Source organism: Streptomyces sp. NPDC051582 (genome assembly GCF_040681715.1).
In the GTDB taxonomy this organism is placed as follows: Bacteria; Actinomycetota; Actinomycetes; order Streptomycetales; family Streptomycetaceae; genus Streptomyces.
The window spans coordinates 65,462-81,807 of the sequence record NZ_JBFAZJ010000016.1 but is presented as its reverse complement, the minus strand read 5'-3'; the positions used below and the strand labels follow the sequence as shown (position 1 = coordinate 81,807).

Annotated in this window: 14 protein-coding genes; 5 read left to right on the top strand and 9 right to left on the bottom strand. The window is 72.6% G+C overall.

Annotated features, from left to right (window positions below; all coding sequences use genetic code 11):
• Window positions 1-5: 5 nt before the first annotated feature.
• Window positions 6-1,397, bottom strand: a complete 1,392-nt coding sequence (locus tag AB0M92_RS21675) for a glutamate decarboxylase (protein ID WP_366103880.1) — start codon at window positions 1,395-1,397, stop codon at window positions 6-8.
• 213 nt (window positions 1,398-1,610) lie between these two features.
• On the opposite strand from AB0M92_RS21675, the gene AB0M92_RS21670 reads away from it, so the two are divergent.
• On the top strand, window positions 1,611-2,015 hold the full coding sequence (locus AB0M92_RS21670) for a tyrosinase family oxidase copper chaperone (protein WP_366103879.1): 405 nt from the start codon (window positions 1,611-1,613) through the stop codon (window positions 2,013-2,015).
• Entirely contained in the window at window positions 2,012-2,866 is an 855-nt protein-coding gene (locus tag AB0M92_RS21665; RefSeq protein WP_366103878.1) for a tyrosinase family protein, read from the top strand. The genes AB0M92_RS21670 and AB0M92_RS21665 overlap by 4 nt, the downstream gene beginning before the upstream one ends.
• On the opposite strand, the gene AB0M92_RS21660 is transcribed toward AB0M92_RS21665, so the two are convergent.
• Window positions 2,815-3,546, bottom strand: a complete 732-nt coding sequence (locus AB0M92_RS21660; RefSeq protein WP_366103877.1) for a response regulator — start codon at window positions 3,544-3,546, stop codon at window positions 2,815-2,817. The two genes, AB0M92_RS21665 and AB0M92_RS21660, sit on opposite strands and share 52 nt — an antisense overlap.
• Complete coding sequence (locus AB0M92_RS21655; RefSeq protein WP_366103876.1) at window positions 3,543-5,147, bottom strand: sensor histidine kinase; 1,605 nt, start codon at window positions 5,145-5,147, stop codon at window positions 3,543-3,545. Before AB0M92_RS21655 ends, AB0M92_RS21660 begins: the two co-directional genes overlap by 4 nt.
• A gap of 108 nt (window positions 5,148-5,255) precedes the next feature.
• Here AB0M92_RS21655 and AB0M92_RS21650 point away from each other — a divergent pair, with 108 nt between their 5' ends.
• A complete protein-coding gene (locus AB0M92_RS21650; RefSeq protein ID WP_366103875.1) occupies window positions 5,256-6,614 on the top strand; it encodes a cation:dicarboxylase symporter family transporter in 1,359 nt (452 codons plus the stop codon).
• A gap of 290 nt (window positions 6,615-6,904) precedes the next feature.
• Window positions 6,905-8,680: a S8 family serine peptidase gene (locus AB0M92_RS21645; protein ID WP_366103969.1), complete on the top strand. Its 1,776-nt coding sequence runs from the start codon at window positions 6,905-6,907 to the stop codon at window positions 8,678-8,680.
• Between the two features lie 76 nt (window positions 8,681-8,756).
• Here AB0M92_RS21645 and AB0M92_RS21640 read toward each other — a convergent pair whose 3' ends face one another.
• From AB0M92_RS21640 to AB0M92_RS21630, 3 genes are all read right to left on the bottom strand, one after another.
• On the bottom strand, window positions 8,757-9,431 hold the full coding sequence (locus AB0M92_RS21640) for a (2Fe-2S)-binding protein (protein ID WP_366103874.1): 675 nt from the start codon (window positions 9,429-9,431) through the stop codon (window positions 8,757-8,759).
• Window positions 9,432-9,463: 32 nt separating this feature from the next.
• A complete protein-coding gene (locus AB0M92_RS21635) occupies window positions 9,464-9,916 on the bottom strand; it encodes an SRPBCC family protein (RefSeq protein ID WP_366103873.1) in 453 nt (150 codons plus the stop codon).
• Window positions 9,917-10,010: 94 nt separating this feature from the next.
• Entirely contained in the window at window positions 10,011-11,090 is a 1,080-nt protein-coding gene (locus AB0M92_RS21630) for a hypothetical protein (RefSeq protein WP_366103872.1), read from the bottom strand.
• 1,008 nt (window positions 11,091-12,098) lie between these two features.
• On the opposite strand from AB0M92_RS21630, the gene AB0M92_RS21625 reads away from it, so the two are divergent.
• Window positions 12,099-12,785 (top strand): GNAT family protein, encoded by a 687-nt coding sequence (locus tag AB0M92_RS21625; RefSeq protein WP_366103871.1) that lies wholly within the window; start codon window positions 12,099-12,101, stop codon window positions 12,783-12,785.
• A 57-nt stretch (window positions 12,786-12,842) separates the two neighbouring features.
• Here AB0M92_RS21625 and AB0M92_RS21620 read toward each other — a convergent pair whose 3' ends face one another.
• Genes AB0M92_RS21620 through AB0M92_RS21610 form a run of 3 tightly spaced genes read right to left on the bottom strand, consistent with a single transcriptional unit; the run spans window position 12,843 to window position 16,106 of the window.
• Window positions 12,843-13,871, bottom strand: a complete 1,029-nt coding sequence (locus AB0M92_RS21620) for a hypothetical protein (protein WP_366103870.1) — start codon at window positions 13,869-13,871, stop codon at window positions 12,843-12,845.
• Window positions 13,872-13,917: 46 nt separating this feature from the next.
• On the bottom strand, window positions 13,918-15,222 hold the full coding sequence (locus AB0M92_RS21615) for an MFS transporter (RefSeq protein WP_366103869.1): 1,305 nt from the start codon (window positions 15,220-15,222) through the stop codon (window positions 13,918-13,920).
• A 2-nt stretch (window positions 15,223-15,224) separates the two neighbouring features.
• Complete coding sequence (locus AB0M92_RS21610; protein ID WP_366103868.1) at window positions 15,225-16,106, bottom strand: alkaline phosphatase family protein; 882 nt, start codon at window positions 16,104-16,106, stop codon at window positions 15,225-15,227.
• Window positions 16,107-16,346 lie beyond the last annotated feature (240 nt).

The window sequence follows — 16,346 nt, the reverse complement described above, 5'->3', positions numbered from 1 at the left end:
ACCCCCTAGTGGTGGAACCCCGAGCGGGGCTCGGTCGCCGGGGCCGGCGGGGGCGCCGCCGTGAGGTGTTCCACCGCGTTGCGCAGGTCCGTGACGAGCAGGGCGATCTGGTCGCGGGTCACCCCGTGCCGGATCAGTACCCGCTGGATGACGGTGTCCTGGCGGGCGGCCGGCAGCGGGTACGAGGGCACCTGCCAGCCGCGCATCCGCAGCCGGTCGGAGAGGTCGTAGAGGCTGAACCCGGCGGCGGCCTGGTCGGTGAGCCGGTAGGAGACGGCGGGGAGGCCTCCGAGGCCGTCGTAGAGCAGGGTGAACGGGCCCATGGCGGCGATCTCCCCGGCCAGGTACTGGGCGGTGGCGACGCAGGCCTCGTGGACGCGCCGGTAGCCGGCCCGGCCGAGCCGCAGGAACAGGTAGTACTGGGCGATGACCTCGCCGCCGGGGCGGGAGAAGTTGAGGGCGAAGGTCGGCATGTCGCCGCCCAGGTAGTCCACGTCGAAGACGAGTTCCTTGGGCAGCAGATCGGCGGTGCGCCAGACGATCCAGCCGACGCCCAGGGGCGCGAGCCCGTACTTGTGCCCGGAGGTGTTGACGGAGGCCACGCGCGGCAGCCGGAAGTCCCACACCACGTCGGGGTGGAGGAAGGGGGCGACGAAGCCGCCGCTGGCCCCGTCCACGTGGATCGGGATGTCCCAGCCGTGCTCGGCCTGGATGCGGTCGAGTTCGGCGGCGATCTCGGCCACGGGCTCGTAGTCGCAGGTGTAGGTGACCCCGACGATGGCGACGACGCCGATGGTGTTCTCGTCGACGTACTCGGCGAGCTGATGGGGGCGCAGGCCGGTGGCGTCGGGTTCGAGCGGGACCGGGCGCAGTTCGACGTCGAAGTAGCGGGCGAACTTCTCCCAGCAGATCTGGACCGGCCCGCACACCAGGTTGGGGCGGTCGGCGGGGAGCCCCTGGGCCCGGCGGCGGGCGCGCCAGCGGAATTTGAGGGCGAGACCGCCGAGCATGGCGGCCTCGCTGGACCCGGTGGTGGAGCAGCCGGTGGCCGCGCCGCCGGCCGGTGCGTTCCAGAGGTCGGCCAGGATGTTGACGCAGCGGGCCTCGATCTCCGCGGTCTGCGGGTACTCGTCCTTGTCGATCATGTTCTTGTCGAGGCACTGGTTCATCAGGCGGTGCACGCCGTCGTCGGACCAGGTGGTGCAGAAGGTGGCCAGGTTCTGGGCCGCGTTGCCGTCGAGGAGGAGCTCGTTGCTGAGCAGCTCGTAGACCACCTCGGTGGGCGCGTGCTCGTCGGGCATCCGGTACTTGGGGAGGATCTCGCCGCTGAGTGTGGACGTGAAGACATCCTCGTCGGCGTCGGCTGCGCCTACGTCTTTCGTCTCGTGAAGAGCCATATTCGGACTATAAGTGACTGATCGTTACGAGAAGGGGACCGCGCGCGACCGGATAAATTACTGTCGGGTAGACTTTCGTTCGAAGATCTTCCCGTTCGGGCCGCCGGAGCCGGTCCGAACGGGAAGATCGACCAACTGGTTCTACGGGAAACTTATCCGCCGATGTCCGGATATCGGTCAAGGGCTCGCGCGATCCTGATAGTTCTTCGGCCCATGAACAAGATCACCCGCCGGCAGGCCTTGGGCACCGCAGCCGGCGCACTCTCAGCCCTCGGCATAGCGGGCGCCACCGCGCACGCGGCCGCCGCCGACTCCCGCGCCTCCATACCCGCCGGCACGGTCGACGAGGTGTACCAGGGCCGCCGCATACAGATCACCCCGGCCGCGGACGGCGGCGGCCACCACGGCGGCCACCACGGGGGCGGCCACGACGGCCTGCCCACCGTCCGGATAGACGGCCGCGAGCTGCACGTCATGCGCAATGCCGACGGCACCTGGATCAGCGTGGTCAACCACTACGAGACGTACGCCGATCCGGTCTCGCTCGCCCGCGCCGCCGTGCGCGAGCTCCAGGGCGCCGTCCTCGCCCCCTTCGCGCCCATGGGAGGCACGGCATGACCGTCCGCAAGAACCAGGCCGCGCTCACCCCCGAGGAGAAGCGCGCCTTCACGAACGCCCTGCTGGAACTGAAGCGGACGGGTGTCTACGACCGCTTCGTGACCACCCACAACGGGTTCATCATGAGCGACACCGACTCGGGCGAACGGGTGGGCCACCGCTCCCCCTCCTTCCTCCCCTGGCACCGCCGCTTCCTGCTGGAGTTCGAGGCCGAACTGCAGAAAGTGGACCCGAAGGTGGCGCTCCCCTACTGGGACTGGACCGCGGACCGCACCTCCCGCTCCTCCCTCTGGGCAGCCGACTTCCTCGGCGGCACCGGCAGGGCCCGGGACGGACAGGTCATGGACGGGCCCTTCGCCTACGCCACCGGGAAGTTCAACGTGAACGTACGGGTGGACGGGCGCACCTACCTGCGCCGCGCGCTCGGCTCGGGCGTGGCCGAACTGCCGACCAAGGCGGAGGTGGAGTCCGTCCTTGCCATGCCGGTGTACGACATGGCCCCCTGGAACAGCTCCTCGAACGGCTTCCGCAACCACCTGGAGGGCTGGCGCGGCGCCAACCTGCACAACCGGGTGCACGTCTGGGTCGGCGGCCAGATGGCCACCGGGGTCTCCCCCAACGACCCGGTGTTCTGGATGCACCACGCCTACATCGACAAGCTGTGGGCCGAGTGGCAGGCCCGCCACCCGCAGTCCGCGTATGTGCCGGCCGCGGGCACCACGAACGTCGTCGACCTGAACGACACGATGCGGCCGTGGAACGACGTGACCCCGGCCGACCTGCTGGACCACCGCAAGTTCTACACCTTCGACACGGAACCGGTCCCCGCCGCAGCGGCCAGCCAGCGGTAGTGCAGTTCCGGGCGGCCGACCTGCCCGTAGCGGGGGGTCCGGTCCGCCCGGCCGGTGTCCACCAGGTGTTCCAGGTAGCGGCGGGCCGTGATCCGGGAGATCCCGGCCGCCTCCGCCGCCCCCGCGGCGGTCAGCCCCTCGGGCGCCGCCCGCAGCAGCGCGCCGACCCGGTCCAGGGTCGGCGCGCTCAGCCCTTTGGGGAGCTCGGCGGGGCTCGGGGCACGCAGGGCGGCGAGCGCCCGGTCCACGTCGTCCTGGCCGGCGGCCTCACCCGCCGTCGCACGGAACTCGGCGTAGCGCAGCAGTCGTTCGCGCAGCGTCGGGAAGGCGAACGGCTTCAGCACGTACTGGACCACGCCGAGCGAGACGCTCTCGCGCACCACGGCCAGGTCGCGCGCCGAGGTCACGACGATCACGTCCACGGGGTGCCCGGAGGCCCGCAGCCGGCGGGCGAAGCGCAGCCCGTGCCCGTCGGGCAGGGTGAGGTCGAGCAGCAGCAGGTCGACCCGGGTCCGCTCCAGGAGGCGGGTGGCCTCGGCGAGCGAGTGGACGGCGCCGACGGCGGTGAAGCCGGGCACCCGGCCGACGTAGAGGGCGTGCGCGTCGGCGGCGACGGGGTCGTCCTCGACCACCAGCACCCGTACCGCGGATCCCGCGGGCGCCCCGTGCACGTCGCTCATGGGGTCGGCTCCCTTCGCATCGGCAGTCGTACGGTGAACTCGGCTCCCCCGCCCGGCCCTTCGGTGACCACCGCGCTCCCGCCGTGCCGGTGGGCCACCTGCCGGACCAGGGCGAGGCCGAGGCCGCGCCCTTCACCCTTGCCCGACCAGCCGCGCAGGAACACGTCGGCGGCGGCGCCCGCGGGCAGTCCGGGTCCGTTGTCGGCGACCCGGAGCAGCAGTGCGTCCCCGTCGGGGCGGACGGTGACCGCGATCCGGGCCCCCGGGACGCCGGTCAGGGCGTCGACGGCGTTGTCGAGGAGGTTTCCGAGCACGGTGACGAGGTCCCGGGCCGGGAGGTTTCCGGTGCCGGCCCGGACGGCGCGGCTGTCGGGGGTGACGACCAGTTCCACTCCGCGTTCGTGCGCCTGGGCGGCCTTGCCCAGCAGCAGCGCCACCAGGACGGGTTCGCCGACTCCGGTGACCACCTCGTCGGTCAGGGCCTGGGCCAGCTGGAGTTCGGCGGTGGCGAATTCCACCGCCTCGTCCGCGCGGCCGAGTTCTATGAGGGAGACCACGGTGTGCAGCCGGTTGGCGGCCTCGTGGGCCTGCGAGCGCAGCGCCTCGGTGAACCCGCGTTCCTGGTCCAGTTCGCCGGTGAGCGACTGGAGTTCGGTGTGGTCGCGGAGGGTGACCACGGTGCCGCGGCGGCCGCCGCCCGCGACGGGCGAGCTGTTGAGGACGAGCACCCGGTCGGTGGTCAGGTGCACCTCGTCCACGCGGGGCCGGTCGGCGAGCAGGGCGCCGGTGAGCGGCGCCGGCAGTCCGAGGTCGGCGGCGCCGGCGCCCCGGACGTCCCCGCGCAGGCCGAGCAGTTCTCGTCCGGCGTCGTTGATGAGGGTGATGCGGCGCTGGCCGTCGAGCATGAGCAGGCCCTCGCGGACGCCGTGCAGGGCCGCCTGGTGGTAGTCGTACATCCGGCTGAGCTCGCCCGCGTTCATGCCGTGGGTGTGCCGGCGCAGCCGGGCGTTGACCACGTACGTACCGGCTCCGCCCAGGGCGAGAGCACCGGCCGCGACCCAGGCGAGGACGGTGAGCTGCTCGGCGAGCCGGGCGCTGATCGCGCGGACGGTGATGCCGGCGCTGACCATGCCGGTGACCCGGCCGTCGTCCATGAGCGGGGTGACCACGCGGATGGAGGGCCCGAGGGTGCCGGTGTAGGTCTCGCTGAAGGTCTCGCCGCGCAGGGCGGGGGCGGTGTTCCCCATGAAGGGCTCGCCGATCCGGTGGGGGTCGGGGTGGGTCCAGCGCCGCCCGTCCGGGGCCATGATCGTCACGAAGTCCACCCCGGAGTCCACGCGGACCCGCTCGGCGTAGGGCTGGAGCGCGGCCGAGGGGTTCCGGCCGGCCGCGGCCCCGTGTACGGCCTCGCGCACGGACGGGGAGTCGGCGACGGCCCGGGCCACGGCCCCCGCCTGGCGCCGGGCGGCCTCCTCGGCCTGCCCGCGGGCGGTGGCGTACGCGAAGACCGCGCAGCCGGCCACGACCACGGCGACCAGCAGCACCTGCATGGCGAAGAGCTGGCCGGCGAGGCTGCGCGGCGGTCGGGGAAAACGGAACATGACGCTCAGTGTGCACCGGGCCGTGAACTCAATGAACGCAAGGGTGACCGGGGTCACAGGCTCGGGCGATGGTCCTCCCGGGACGTATTCACCACCAGGAGGCGAGCCGTGGCCGGCAGACGCGACAAGACCCACTACCTGTACATCGCGGTGATCGCCGCGGTGCTCCTCGGCATCGCCGTCGGCTTCGCCGCGCCCGGCACCGCCGTGGAGCTGAAGCCGCTGGGCACCGGCTTCGTGAACCTCATCAAGATGATGATCTCGCCCGTGATCTTCTGCACGATCGTGCTGGGCATCGGGTCGGTGCGCAAGGCCGCGAAGGTCGGCGCCGTGGGCGGCCTCGCCCTCGGCTACTTCATGGTCATGTCCACGGTGGCCCTGGCCATCGGGCTCCTCGTCGGGAACCTGCTGGAGCCGGGCAGCGGACTGCACCTGACCGAGGCCGTCAAGCACGCCGGCGAGGCGCAGGCCAAGGCGGGCGGGGCGCAGAGCACGCCCGAGTTCCTGCTCGGGATCATCCCGACCACCCTGGTCTCCGCCTTCACCGGCGGGCAGGTGCTCCAGACGCTGCTCGTGGCGCTGCTGTGCGGGTTCGCGCTCCAGGCGATGGGCGCGGCGGGCGAGCCCCTGCTGCGCGGGATCGGACACGTGCAGAAGCTGGTCTTCCGCGTACTGGCGATGATCATGTGGGCAGCGCCGGTGGGCGCGTTCGGCGCGATCGCGGCGGTGGTCGGCGCGACCGGCATCGACGCGCTCAAGTCACTGGCCGTCATCATGATCGGCTTCTACACGACCTGCCTGCTGTTCGTGTTCGTGGTGCTCGGCACCCTGCTGCGGGTGTGCACCGGACTCAACGTGTTCTCACTGCTGCGCTACCTGGGCCGCGAGTTCCTGCTGATCCTGTCGACCTCCTCCTCGGAGTCCGCGCTGCCCCGGCTGATCGCGAAGATGGAGCACCTGGGCGTCTCGAAGCCGGTGGTCGGCATCACGGTGCCGACGGGCTACTCGTTCAACCTGGACGGGACCGCGATCTACCTGACGATGTCCTCGCTGTTCATCGCGGAGGCCATGGGCAAGCCGCTGGCCATCGGCGAGCAGATCTCACTGCTGCTGTTCATGATCATCGCCTCGAAGGGTGCGGCGGGCGTGACCGGCGCCGGGCTCGCGACGCTGGCCGGCGGGCTCCAGTCGCACCGGCCGGAACTCGTCGACGGCGTCGGGCTGATCGTGGGCATCGACCGGTTCATGAGCGAGGCCCGGGCGCTGACGAACTTCGCGGGCAACGCGGTGGCGACGGTGCTCATCGGCACCTGGACGAAGGAGTTCGACCGCGGGCGGGCGACCGAAGTCCTCGCTGGACGACTGGAGTTCGACGAGACCACGCTGATCGACGACGGCCACGGCGCGGAGCTCCCCACCGTGCCCGCCCCGTCGCCGGCCGGCGCCAAGGACGGCGTACCGGTCTGACCGGGACGCCCGTCACGGGCCGGCCGGGCCGGGGCTCGCCCCCACGGTGCCCCGGCCGGCCGGCCCTCACACCGCCTTCACGCGGCCCCCACACGGTCCCGTGGTCGATTTTCGGCCACGGGGCCGTTAAGTGTCGTGCGGTAAAAGGTACTTCCATAGCGGGGCACGCGTCTGACATCTTGCGTCCACCACTCGTTTCGTACGGCCCGGTAGGTGTCATGAGCACCTCCGGGCCGTCTTCGGAGGACGCATTGATACCCCACATATCCAGCCGACCCCGACGTACCCTCGTGCTCGCCGCCACGCTCGGCGCGGCACTCGCCTTCGGGGCCCCTGCCGCGCTCGCCGGCACCGCCCCCGTCTCCCCTTCAGGCCAGGTCGTCCCGGCCGCGCCCGCCAAGACGGCGGGCAAGGCCGCCGCGGCGCCGACCTCCCAGAGTGCGACCTGGGTTGCCGGCACCCGCGCCTACCTCGTGATCACCGCCCCCGGTGACAGCTCGGCGGTGCGTGCCGCCGTCGCCGCCAACGGCGGCACCGTCTTCTCGAACTTCGACTCCATCGGCGTGATCGTCGCCCACTCCTCCTCGGCCGGCTTCGCCGCGACGATGCGCGGGGTCAGCGGGGTCCAGCAGGTCGGGGCCACCCGTACCTCGGACGTCCCGGCCGACGCCTACAACCCGGCGCTGCCCGCCAACCCGGCCCAGTCGACGACCCCGGCCGGCGAGCCCGTCCGCGCCGACATGAGCCAGATCAAGGCGGACCAGGCCTGGGCCGTCACCACCGGCTCGCCTTCCGTGAAGGTCGGCATCCTGGACACCGGTGTGGACGACCAGCACCAGGACCTGGCGCCGAACTTCAACGCGGCCGACTCCGTCTCCTGCGCGTACGGCAAGCCGGACACCCGGGCGGGCGCCTGGCGGGACGTGGACAGCCACGGCACGCACGTCGCGGGCACGATCGCGGCCGCCAAGAACGGCAAGGGCGTCGTCGGCGTCGCCCCGGGCGTGAAGATCTCCGCGGTCCGCGTCGCAGAACCGGGCAACTCGTTCTTCTTCGCCGAGAACACCATCTGCGGCTTCGTCTGGGCCGGTGACCACGGCTTCAAGGTCACCAACAACAGCTACTACACGGACCCGTGGCAGTTCAACTGCCCGGACAACATCGACCAGGCCGCCATCATCGAGGGCGTCAAGCGCGCCCAGGAGTACGCGGAGGGCAAGGGCTCCCTCCAGATCGCCGCGGCGGGCAACGAGAACTACGACCTCGCGCACAAGACGACCGACTCCGCGAGCCCGAACGACTCGACGCCGGTCACCCGCACCATCACCAACGCCTGCCTCGACATCCCGACCGAGCTCCCGGGCGTGGTCACGGTCGCGGCGAACGGCACCGGCACCTCGAAGGCCTCCTTCTCCAACTTCGGCTCCGGCGTCATCGACGTCGCCGCCCCGGGCAGCGACGTCTACTCCACCGTGCCGGGCGGCAAGTACGGCACCAAGAGCGGTACGTCGATGGCCACCCCGCACGTGGTCGGCGTCGCCGCGCTGCTCGCCAGCACCAACCCCGGCATCACCCCGGCGCAGCTGCGCGACAAGCTGGCCACCCAGGCCAACGACATCGCCTGCCCCTCCGACAACCGGTGCACCGGTACCGCGGCCAACAACTCGTTCTTCGGCGAGGGCCAGGTCGACGCGCTGAAGGCGGTGGGCTCCACCCCGCCGCCCGGGAAGTACTTCGAGAACCTCGGCGACTTCGCGATCAACGACAACGCGACCGTGGAGAGCCCGATCACCGTCAGCGGGGTGAGCGGCAACGCTCCGGCCACGCTCAAGGTGGGCGTGGACATCAAGCACACCTACACCGGTGACCTCAAGGTCGACCTGGTGGCCCCGGACGGCACCGTCTACACCCTGAGCAACCGGGCCGGCGGCGGTACGGACAACATCGTCCAGAGCTTCACCGTCAACGCCTCCTCCGAGGTCGCCAACGGCCTCTGGAAGCTCCGCGTGAACGACAACGCCAACGCGGACACCGGCAAGATCGACGCCTGGAACCTCACGTTCTGAGCTCCGGCGGACTGAAGCACTGACACGCACGCGACGGGCCACCGGGGAGCCGACAGCTCCCCGGTGGCCCGTCCGGCTACCTCGTGCGCAGGACGCAGTCCCCGCAGAGGCCGCCGCCGGGGACCCGGTAGTAGAGGCAGCAACTGCGGCGCACGAAGGCCACCCCGAGCCCCTCTTCGTGGATGAAGGCACCGGCGCCGCCGAGCGGCCCCTCCTCGGCCAGCAGCTGCGCGGCCAGGGACACCGCCGAGCCGCCCGGGACCCGGTCGAGCAGCACCCGCAGCGCGCCGACCAGCCCCGACGCGGCGTTGCCGCGCAGCACCTGGGGCGAGACCGCGTACCGCGCCCGCAGCCGCGCGTCCAGGCCCGCGAGGTTGCCGAGCACCGTCTCCCCGAGCGCGTCGGCCGGCAGGTCCCCCCGGCCGGGCTCGGGCAGCCACAGCTCCAGCGACCCCGCCCCGGGCAGCCGCCACCACACGCGGTCGGCGCCCAGGTCCGGCACCCGCCCGCCCAGCGCGGCGCAGCCGAGCCCGACCGACCACAGCCGTGAGGCGATCCCGAACTGCGCGGTCGAGGCCGCGACGCGCCCCGGCCCGCTGCCGATCCGGCGCCCGACCTCGGCCACGTAGGGCTCCAGCGCGGCTCCGTACAGCTCGCTCAGCGGCCGGAAGCCGTCCCCGGGCGGTTCCGTCCCGTACGGGACGGTGAAGAAGGGTCCGACGGCCGCGAGCCGGCGCAGTACCAAGTCCATGTGCGGATGATCTCAGGTGGTCCGGGGCGGTCTCAGGCCGCGGCGGACTCGCGGATCACGGCCAGGGTGCGGGCGGCCGTCTCCGCCATGGACGTACGCATCGCCGCGAGCCGGGACGCGGCGAACTCGCGCTCGAACTCTCCGCTGAACGTCAGGGTGAGGGCGCCGGTCGGGTCCTCGTCGATGACGTTGTCGATCGTCCACACCGCCTTCTGGTCCGCACGCCGGAAGCTCACGCGGTGGCCGATGTCGAAGACCACCACCTCCCGGAAGCGGTCGCCCGCGCGGGCTATCTCGCGGACCAGGCCCTGCGGGCCCTCCGACAGGACCGTGCACTCGGTGATCTCCGGTACGCAGGGGCGCGGGTCGGCGGCCTTGGCCACCAGGCCCGTCCACAGGTCGTCACGGCTGAGCTGGACCTGGTCCCCGGCCACGGGGTCGTTCACGGGCAGGGTGTACTCGATGCGGGTGACGGTCTCGGTCATGCCGGGCTCCCCTGGTTTCGGTCTTGCGACGGGGCAACCAGCGTGGCAGACCGGGCATTCCCCGCAGCACCCCTGAGTTGCGACCATGGCGAAATCAGGGGCTCGGGGCCCTTGCGGCGTCGCTCGCGGGGGCGTAGGCGGCCACCTGGAAGTCGGCCATGTCGAGCCCGCCCTGCTTGGTGTCGTCGTTGGCGAAGACGAACGACTCGATCGGTACGCCGCGTTCGGCGCTGAGCTGGGCGACCAGTTCCTGGAGCACCACCGCCTCCAGCACCGCCCGGACGGCGTCCGGGACCGCGGGGAGGCGGATCACGAACAGGCTGTCCGACGGCCGGGCCGGGGCCGTGGTCAGCAGCAGTGTGAGGTGGCCCGCGGCGGCCAGCGAGCGGGCCAGCCCGATCTCCCGGCCGTCGCCGAGGACGAGGTGCAGGGTGTTGCCCGCCGACTCCATCTCCCCGTGCAGGTAGTTGCGGGTGGCGGAGGCGGCCGCGGTCATCCGGACCACCTCGCGCAGCAGCAGCGCGCCCTCCTCGGCCGAGGCGCGCGAGGCCCCGGCCGCCACCGCGTCGGAGGCGATGCAGCGGGCACCGCGCTCGCGCAGGCCCGCCACCACCTCGGCGGCCTGCCGGTGGACCGCGGTCGTCCGCTCGGCGATGTCGCCCCAGGGGTCCCGGACGCGGCCCGCGACGGCTCCGGCGACCAGGTCGAGGGCGACGACCGCCCCGGTGTAGCCGATGGTCGAGGCGCGCGAGTCGGGCTCGTTGCCGAGATCCACGGTCAGGTCGGCCAGCTCGCCGAGCGGCGACGGTACGACGCCCAGCAGCGCGGTCCTGGTGACGCCGGGTGCGGCGCACCCTAAGGCGGCGATGGTCTCGCAGCTGCGGCCGCCCCGGGAGACGGCGATCAGGCAGTCGGTGTCGAAGCCCGCGGAGCCGGTCCCGATCTCGCTGGACAGCACGCGCTGGGTGACGACCCCCGCCGTGCGCAGCTGCTGCACGGGGACGGCGAGGGCGGCGTACGAGGCGCCCATGCCGGTGAACAGGGGACGCCGGGCCGTGCGCAGGGCGGCGCACTCCGGGGAGGCGAGCCGGGCGCGGACCCGGTCGGCGATCCGGGCGAGGGCGGCGCCCTGGCCGGCCTGGCCCTCGATGAAGGTGATGCGGGATCCGGACATGGTGGGGGCCCCTCGGCTTTCCTGGCGTGACGGTCCGCGCAGACCCGCGGAGGTCCGCGAAGCTCCGTACGGGAACGATGCGTTGGAGGGACGGTAGGGGGCCGGCGGCGGGGCCGGGCGCCGGTGGCCCCGCCTCCTCGCGTTCGCGGCCCGGGGGCCGCCGGGCCGGATGGCGCGGTCACCCGGCGGAAGAGCACGTGGCGGAGCGCGGCGAAGGCGGGGCCGGCCGGGACGAGCAGCCGGGGGTCGGTGGCGGTGCCGTGGTTGACGACGCGGTCGATCGCAGCGCGGGAGGGGCCGGGGCCGATGCCCTCGGCCGCCGACTGCGTCATGCCCCTGCCCGGCGGCGTCGCCCGAGGGGCCGAGCCGCTGCGGTCCCGCGCGCCCGGCCGGACCGACGGGAAGATCGCCCGCCGCGGTCCCGTGCGGGCCGGCCCGTGCGGGGCGTCACGGTCGCCCTGCGCAACGGCGCCGTCACCGCGTCCTTAGCCGTCGCGGACCGCCCGGAAGGCCCGTCCGGCGCCCTCTGGCGGGACGCGGCTCCGGCCCGTGCCCCGAAGGGTCCCGGGCCGGTGTTGGACACATCACCGACGGCCGCCTGTTCGATGCCCCCGGCGGCTCGGTCAGGGGCCCCGGGCGGACCCCCGCGCCGCCGCTGGGGACCGCTGCGGGGCGTACTCGACGCGCCGTATATCCATGCAGGTCAGAGGGCATTTGTACGCCGATTGGAGGCCTTCGTGGCGGCCGTCCGGGGGACCCGTGCGGCGCGCCGGAACGGATGTCCGCGGATCAGGATTGCGGACGCTCCTGAGCGGGGACCAAAGTCATCGAAAAACATGGCCGCGGCGTTGCCAATTTGGGGGTTCATGAGAGCACATTTAGGGGCTACATTGAGCCACTCGCGTTCACCTGACAGCCCGTTGCCTTTCACCCGTGTTTTGCGCGGGGGGTGACGTCAGGGACGCACACTGTGCAACCACCCCACCGCCCAGAAGGACCGAAGGCTCCGTGCCCGTACCCGTACTTCTCGCCGGCCGCAGCGTGCGGCTCGAGCCCCTCGCCCCCCACCACACCGAGGCCTTGGCCCTGGCCGGGGCCGAGGATCGTACGACTTACGCCTTCACCCCCGTACCCCATGGGGTGCAGGCGTCCCACGAGTACATCGACCGCGCCCTCGCAGATCAGGCGGCGGGTCGATCGCTCCCCTTCGCGGTGGTCAGAGCCACCGACGGCCGGGTCGTCGGTTCGACCCGGTTCCTGGACCTCGACTACTGGCAGGGACCACTGGTGTGGCCCGCCGTGCCGGGCGTCCCGTTCGGTGATCCGGCGACCGCCGTCCCCGATGCCGCCGAGATCGGCAATACCTGGCTGTCCCCGGGCGCCCAGGGGACCGGCATCAACACGGAGGCGAAGCTGCTCATGCTCCGCCATGCCTTCGAGACCTGGGGCGTGCGCCGCATCTCGCTGCGCGCCGACGCCCGCAACGGACGCTCGCGGGCCGCGATGGAGCGGCTCGGGTTCACCTGCGAGGGGGTCCGCCGGGCCCATTCGCGGGGCCTGGACGGCGCCGTGCGCAGTACCGCCTTCTACTCGATCCTCGACGAGGAGTGGCCGGCCGTACGGTCGGTCATCGAGCTGAAGCTGTCGGCGGGCGCCCAGCGCAAGCGGCGCCGCAAGACCCTGGTCCCGGCGTAACGGTCCTGCATTCGGCGTAGCGGCCCCGACGGCCCTCCGCCCCGCCCTCCCCCGGCGTCAGCCGAGGAAGGCCGGGGCGAGGGCCGATGCCATCAGCGGGGCGGGTGCGCCGCTGCCGTCGGCGGGCAGGGAGTACAGGTCGGCGCCGAAGTCGCCGGGCAGGGAGTAGACGACGGTCTTGTCGTCCGTCCACACCACCTGGTCGTCCACGCTGCGCTCCTCGGCGAGCGGGCTCTCCCGCATCGAGGCCAGGTCCAGGACGTACAGCCGCCACGGGGCGTCCGGCGACAGGCCCGGTACCCGCTTCTTGAACACCAGCCGGGTGCCGTCGGGCGACAGCGACGGGCACTCCAGGTTCTCGCGCAGCGTGGTCACGGTGCGTTCGGCGAGGTCGCCGCGGACCAGGTACGTCTGGCCCCCGGTGGCGAGCGTCGCGTAGAAGGTCCGCTCGTCGGCGGCGAAGGTCACGCCCCAGAAGTTGACGTCGGCGTTGCGGTACGCCTTGCCGTCCTTGCGGATCTCGAAGTCCTCCAGCGAGGCGTCGAACCTCCCCGTGCGCAGGTCGAGCAGTGAGGTCCGGGTGGAGAAGTTCGTGCCGGCGTACGAGTCCCCGCCGACGAAGACCGTCCAGGCGGCGAGGTGCCCGCCGGGCGAGACCCGGGCGCGGGTGGGGATGCCGGCCAGCGGGTGCGCGGAGACCTCCTTGAGGTGGGCGTCGAGGACGACGGCCCGGTAGCTCTCCTGGACCCCGCCCTTGTCGGCCTGGAGACAGACCCCGGTGCCGGCGGCAGCGTAGAAGCGCAGGCAGCTCACTCCCGAGGCGGTACGGGGGCCCCGGGGCGCGTCGGCGGGGACGGTGGCCAGCTCGTCGCGGTGCGGGCCCCACGCCATGTTCCGGAACACGATCCGCCGGCCGGCCCCGGCCGGGGCCAGGGACACCTCGCCCCGGGTGATCTGCGGCCCGCCGGCCTGCGTCTGGTTCTTCTCGTCGGCCCGCGAGGAGGCCCGTACGACGGCGAGCACCCCCACCGCGGCGAGCAGCACGACGGCGGAGACGAGGATCAGGATCCGGCGTTGGAGGGTCATGGGGACCTTTCGGGGATGTGGGGAACTTCGGGGGCGGCGGGAGGGCTCAGCCGGCCCGCGCGCCGGAATCGGCGTCCATCGCGTCCGCGGGCCGCAGCCGGGCGCAGGCGGCGGCCGCGGCGGCCAGCAGTACGGCAGCGACCGCGAGGGCCGGGCGGGGGCCCCAGACGGTCCAGGCGGCGCCGAAGCCCAGCGAGGCGGCGAAACGGGCGAGGGCCTGGCCGGTCTGGACGAGGGCGAGACCGCCGCCGCGGTGCTCCTCGGGCACGGCTCCGGCGGCCGCGGCCATGAGCACCCCGTCGGTGGCGGCGTAGAAGCCGCCGTGGAGGAGGAGCACGGCGTACGGCAGGGCAGTGGCGTGGCCGTGCCCCGCCCCGCCCGCCAGCAGCAGCCCGTACGCGAGGAGCAGCGCGAGGTGGCCGCCGAGGAAGACCCGCCAGCGGCCGATCCGGTCGGCCAGCCGGCCCAGCGGCAGCGCGAGGAGGAAGAACGCGGCGGCAGTGCCCAGCGGCAGCAGCGCGAACCAGCGGTCGGCGATCCCGGTGGCGCGCTGGAGCAGCAGGAAGACGAAGGCGTCGCTGACGGTGCACAGCCCGAGGAGCAGGGCGCAGAGGCTGATCCGGCGCAGGTCGCGGCGGCCCAGCAGCCCGAAGGCGGCGCGCAGCGAGACGGGGTCGGCGGCGCCCCCGGGCTCGGTGCGCCGGCCGGGCACGAAGAGGACCAGCACGAGCACGCCGAGGGCGGCGACGCAGGCGCTGACGGTGAAGACGGCGTCGTAGCCGTCGGCGGCGCCGCGCAGGATCAGGAAGGCGATGATCGGCCCGATCAGGGCGCCGGCAGTGTCCATGGCCCGGTGGACCCCGAAGGCCCGGCCGCGGTCCTCGGGGGCGGCGGCCAGGGAGATGAGCGCGTCGCGCGGGGCGGTGCGCAGTCCCTTGCCGGTGCGGTCGAGGGCGAGCACCGCGCCGATGGCGGGGAGGGTGTGGGCGAGCAGGAGCAGCGGTTTGCACAGGGCCGAGAGGCCGTAGCCGAGGCCGGCGAGGGCCTTGTGGCGGCCGAGGCGGTCGCCGAGGTGGCCCCCGGTGAGCCGGACCAGGGCGCTGATGCCGTTGTAGATCCCGTCGAGCAGGCCGAAGCCGAGCGGGGACAGGCCGAGGCCTGCGACGAGGTAGAGCGGGAGCACGGCCGTGACCATCTCGGAGGAGACGTCGGTGATCAGGCTGACCGTGCCGAGGGCGAGCACCGTGGGGGCGAGCGCGGCCCGCCGCCCCGGGCTGGTGCCCGGGACGGCGGCCTGCGGCTCGGGGGTCACGGCGGGCGCGGGGGTACCGCGGCTGTCCGCAACGTACATGGTCAGGAAGCCCAGATCCCCGTGATGTCCTTGGCGGTCGCCGCGTTCCCGGCGTGGGCGGTCAGACCGGCCAGGCCTTCCAGGGTGCGCAGCATGTCGTAGTGGTTGTACGTGGTGGAGGAGGTGCTGCCGGGGGTGACGGGCTGGCCGTAGAGCACGGTGGGGATCTTGTTGCCCGCGAGCCGGTTGTCCTCGTCGAAGGTGACGACGAGCAGGCTGTTGTGGGTCTTGGCCCAGTCCGCGTAGGCCTTGAGGTTGTTCTTGAGCCAGGTGTCGCCGGTGCCGACGGAGCAGTCGTGCATGTCGTTGCACAGGTTCGGGACGACGAAGGACACCTTGGGCAGGGTGGTGTAGTCCGTCGGGAACTGGGTCATGGTCTTCGCGGTGCTGGTGGGCACGTTGGAGAAGGCGAACCAGGGGTTGTGCTTGCGGGCGTAGTTGCCGCTGCTGCACGTGGTGGAGCCCTGGCTGGGGAGGGTCTCGTTGTAGCTGGCCCAGCTCTTGCCGGCGGCGATGAGCTCGGAGGCGAGGTTGGGGGCGGAGCTGAAGCCGGGCGTGTAGCAGCTGTCGCCGGTGACGCCCTGGTTGGAGCCCGAGAAGAGCTGGAGGTAATTGGGCTGGCTCGGGTGGGTGATGCCGAAGGACTGCGTGAGGTTGGCACCCCCGCTCTTGAGGGAGTTGATGTACGGGGCGCTGGAGCTGCCGATGACCTGGTTGTATGCGTGGTTCTCGAAGACCACGACGACGACGTGGTCGGGGGCCGGAAGGCCGGCCGCGTGCGCGGGCTGGGCGGCGCCGAGGCCGGCCCACAGGGCCGTGCCGGCGGCGGTGAGGCCGAAGGCGGTGGCCAGGGCGGTCTTTCGGGCGGACCGTGACGAGGGCATGCCAAACACGGAAAATACCTCCGGGCAGGGGGGTTCTGGTGGCGGCGCGCAGGCACCATACCCAGGGGCATGTGCATGGGCCAGGGACAGTCGGCTAACGGACCGGGAACTCCGGTGGCCCTCCCGGTGTTGGGCAACGCCCTGACCTACGGAAGCCCAAGAGCTGGAAAAAAGGGGAACCGGGTAGCACGTAGGCTCATCCTTCGAACAGAAGAGACCACCCCCTGGCGGGGAAAAAGA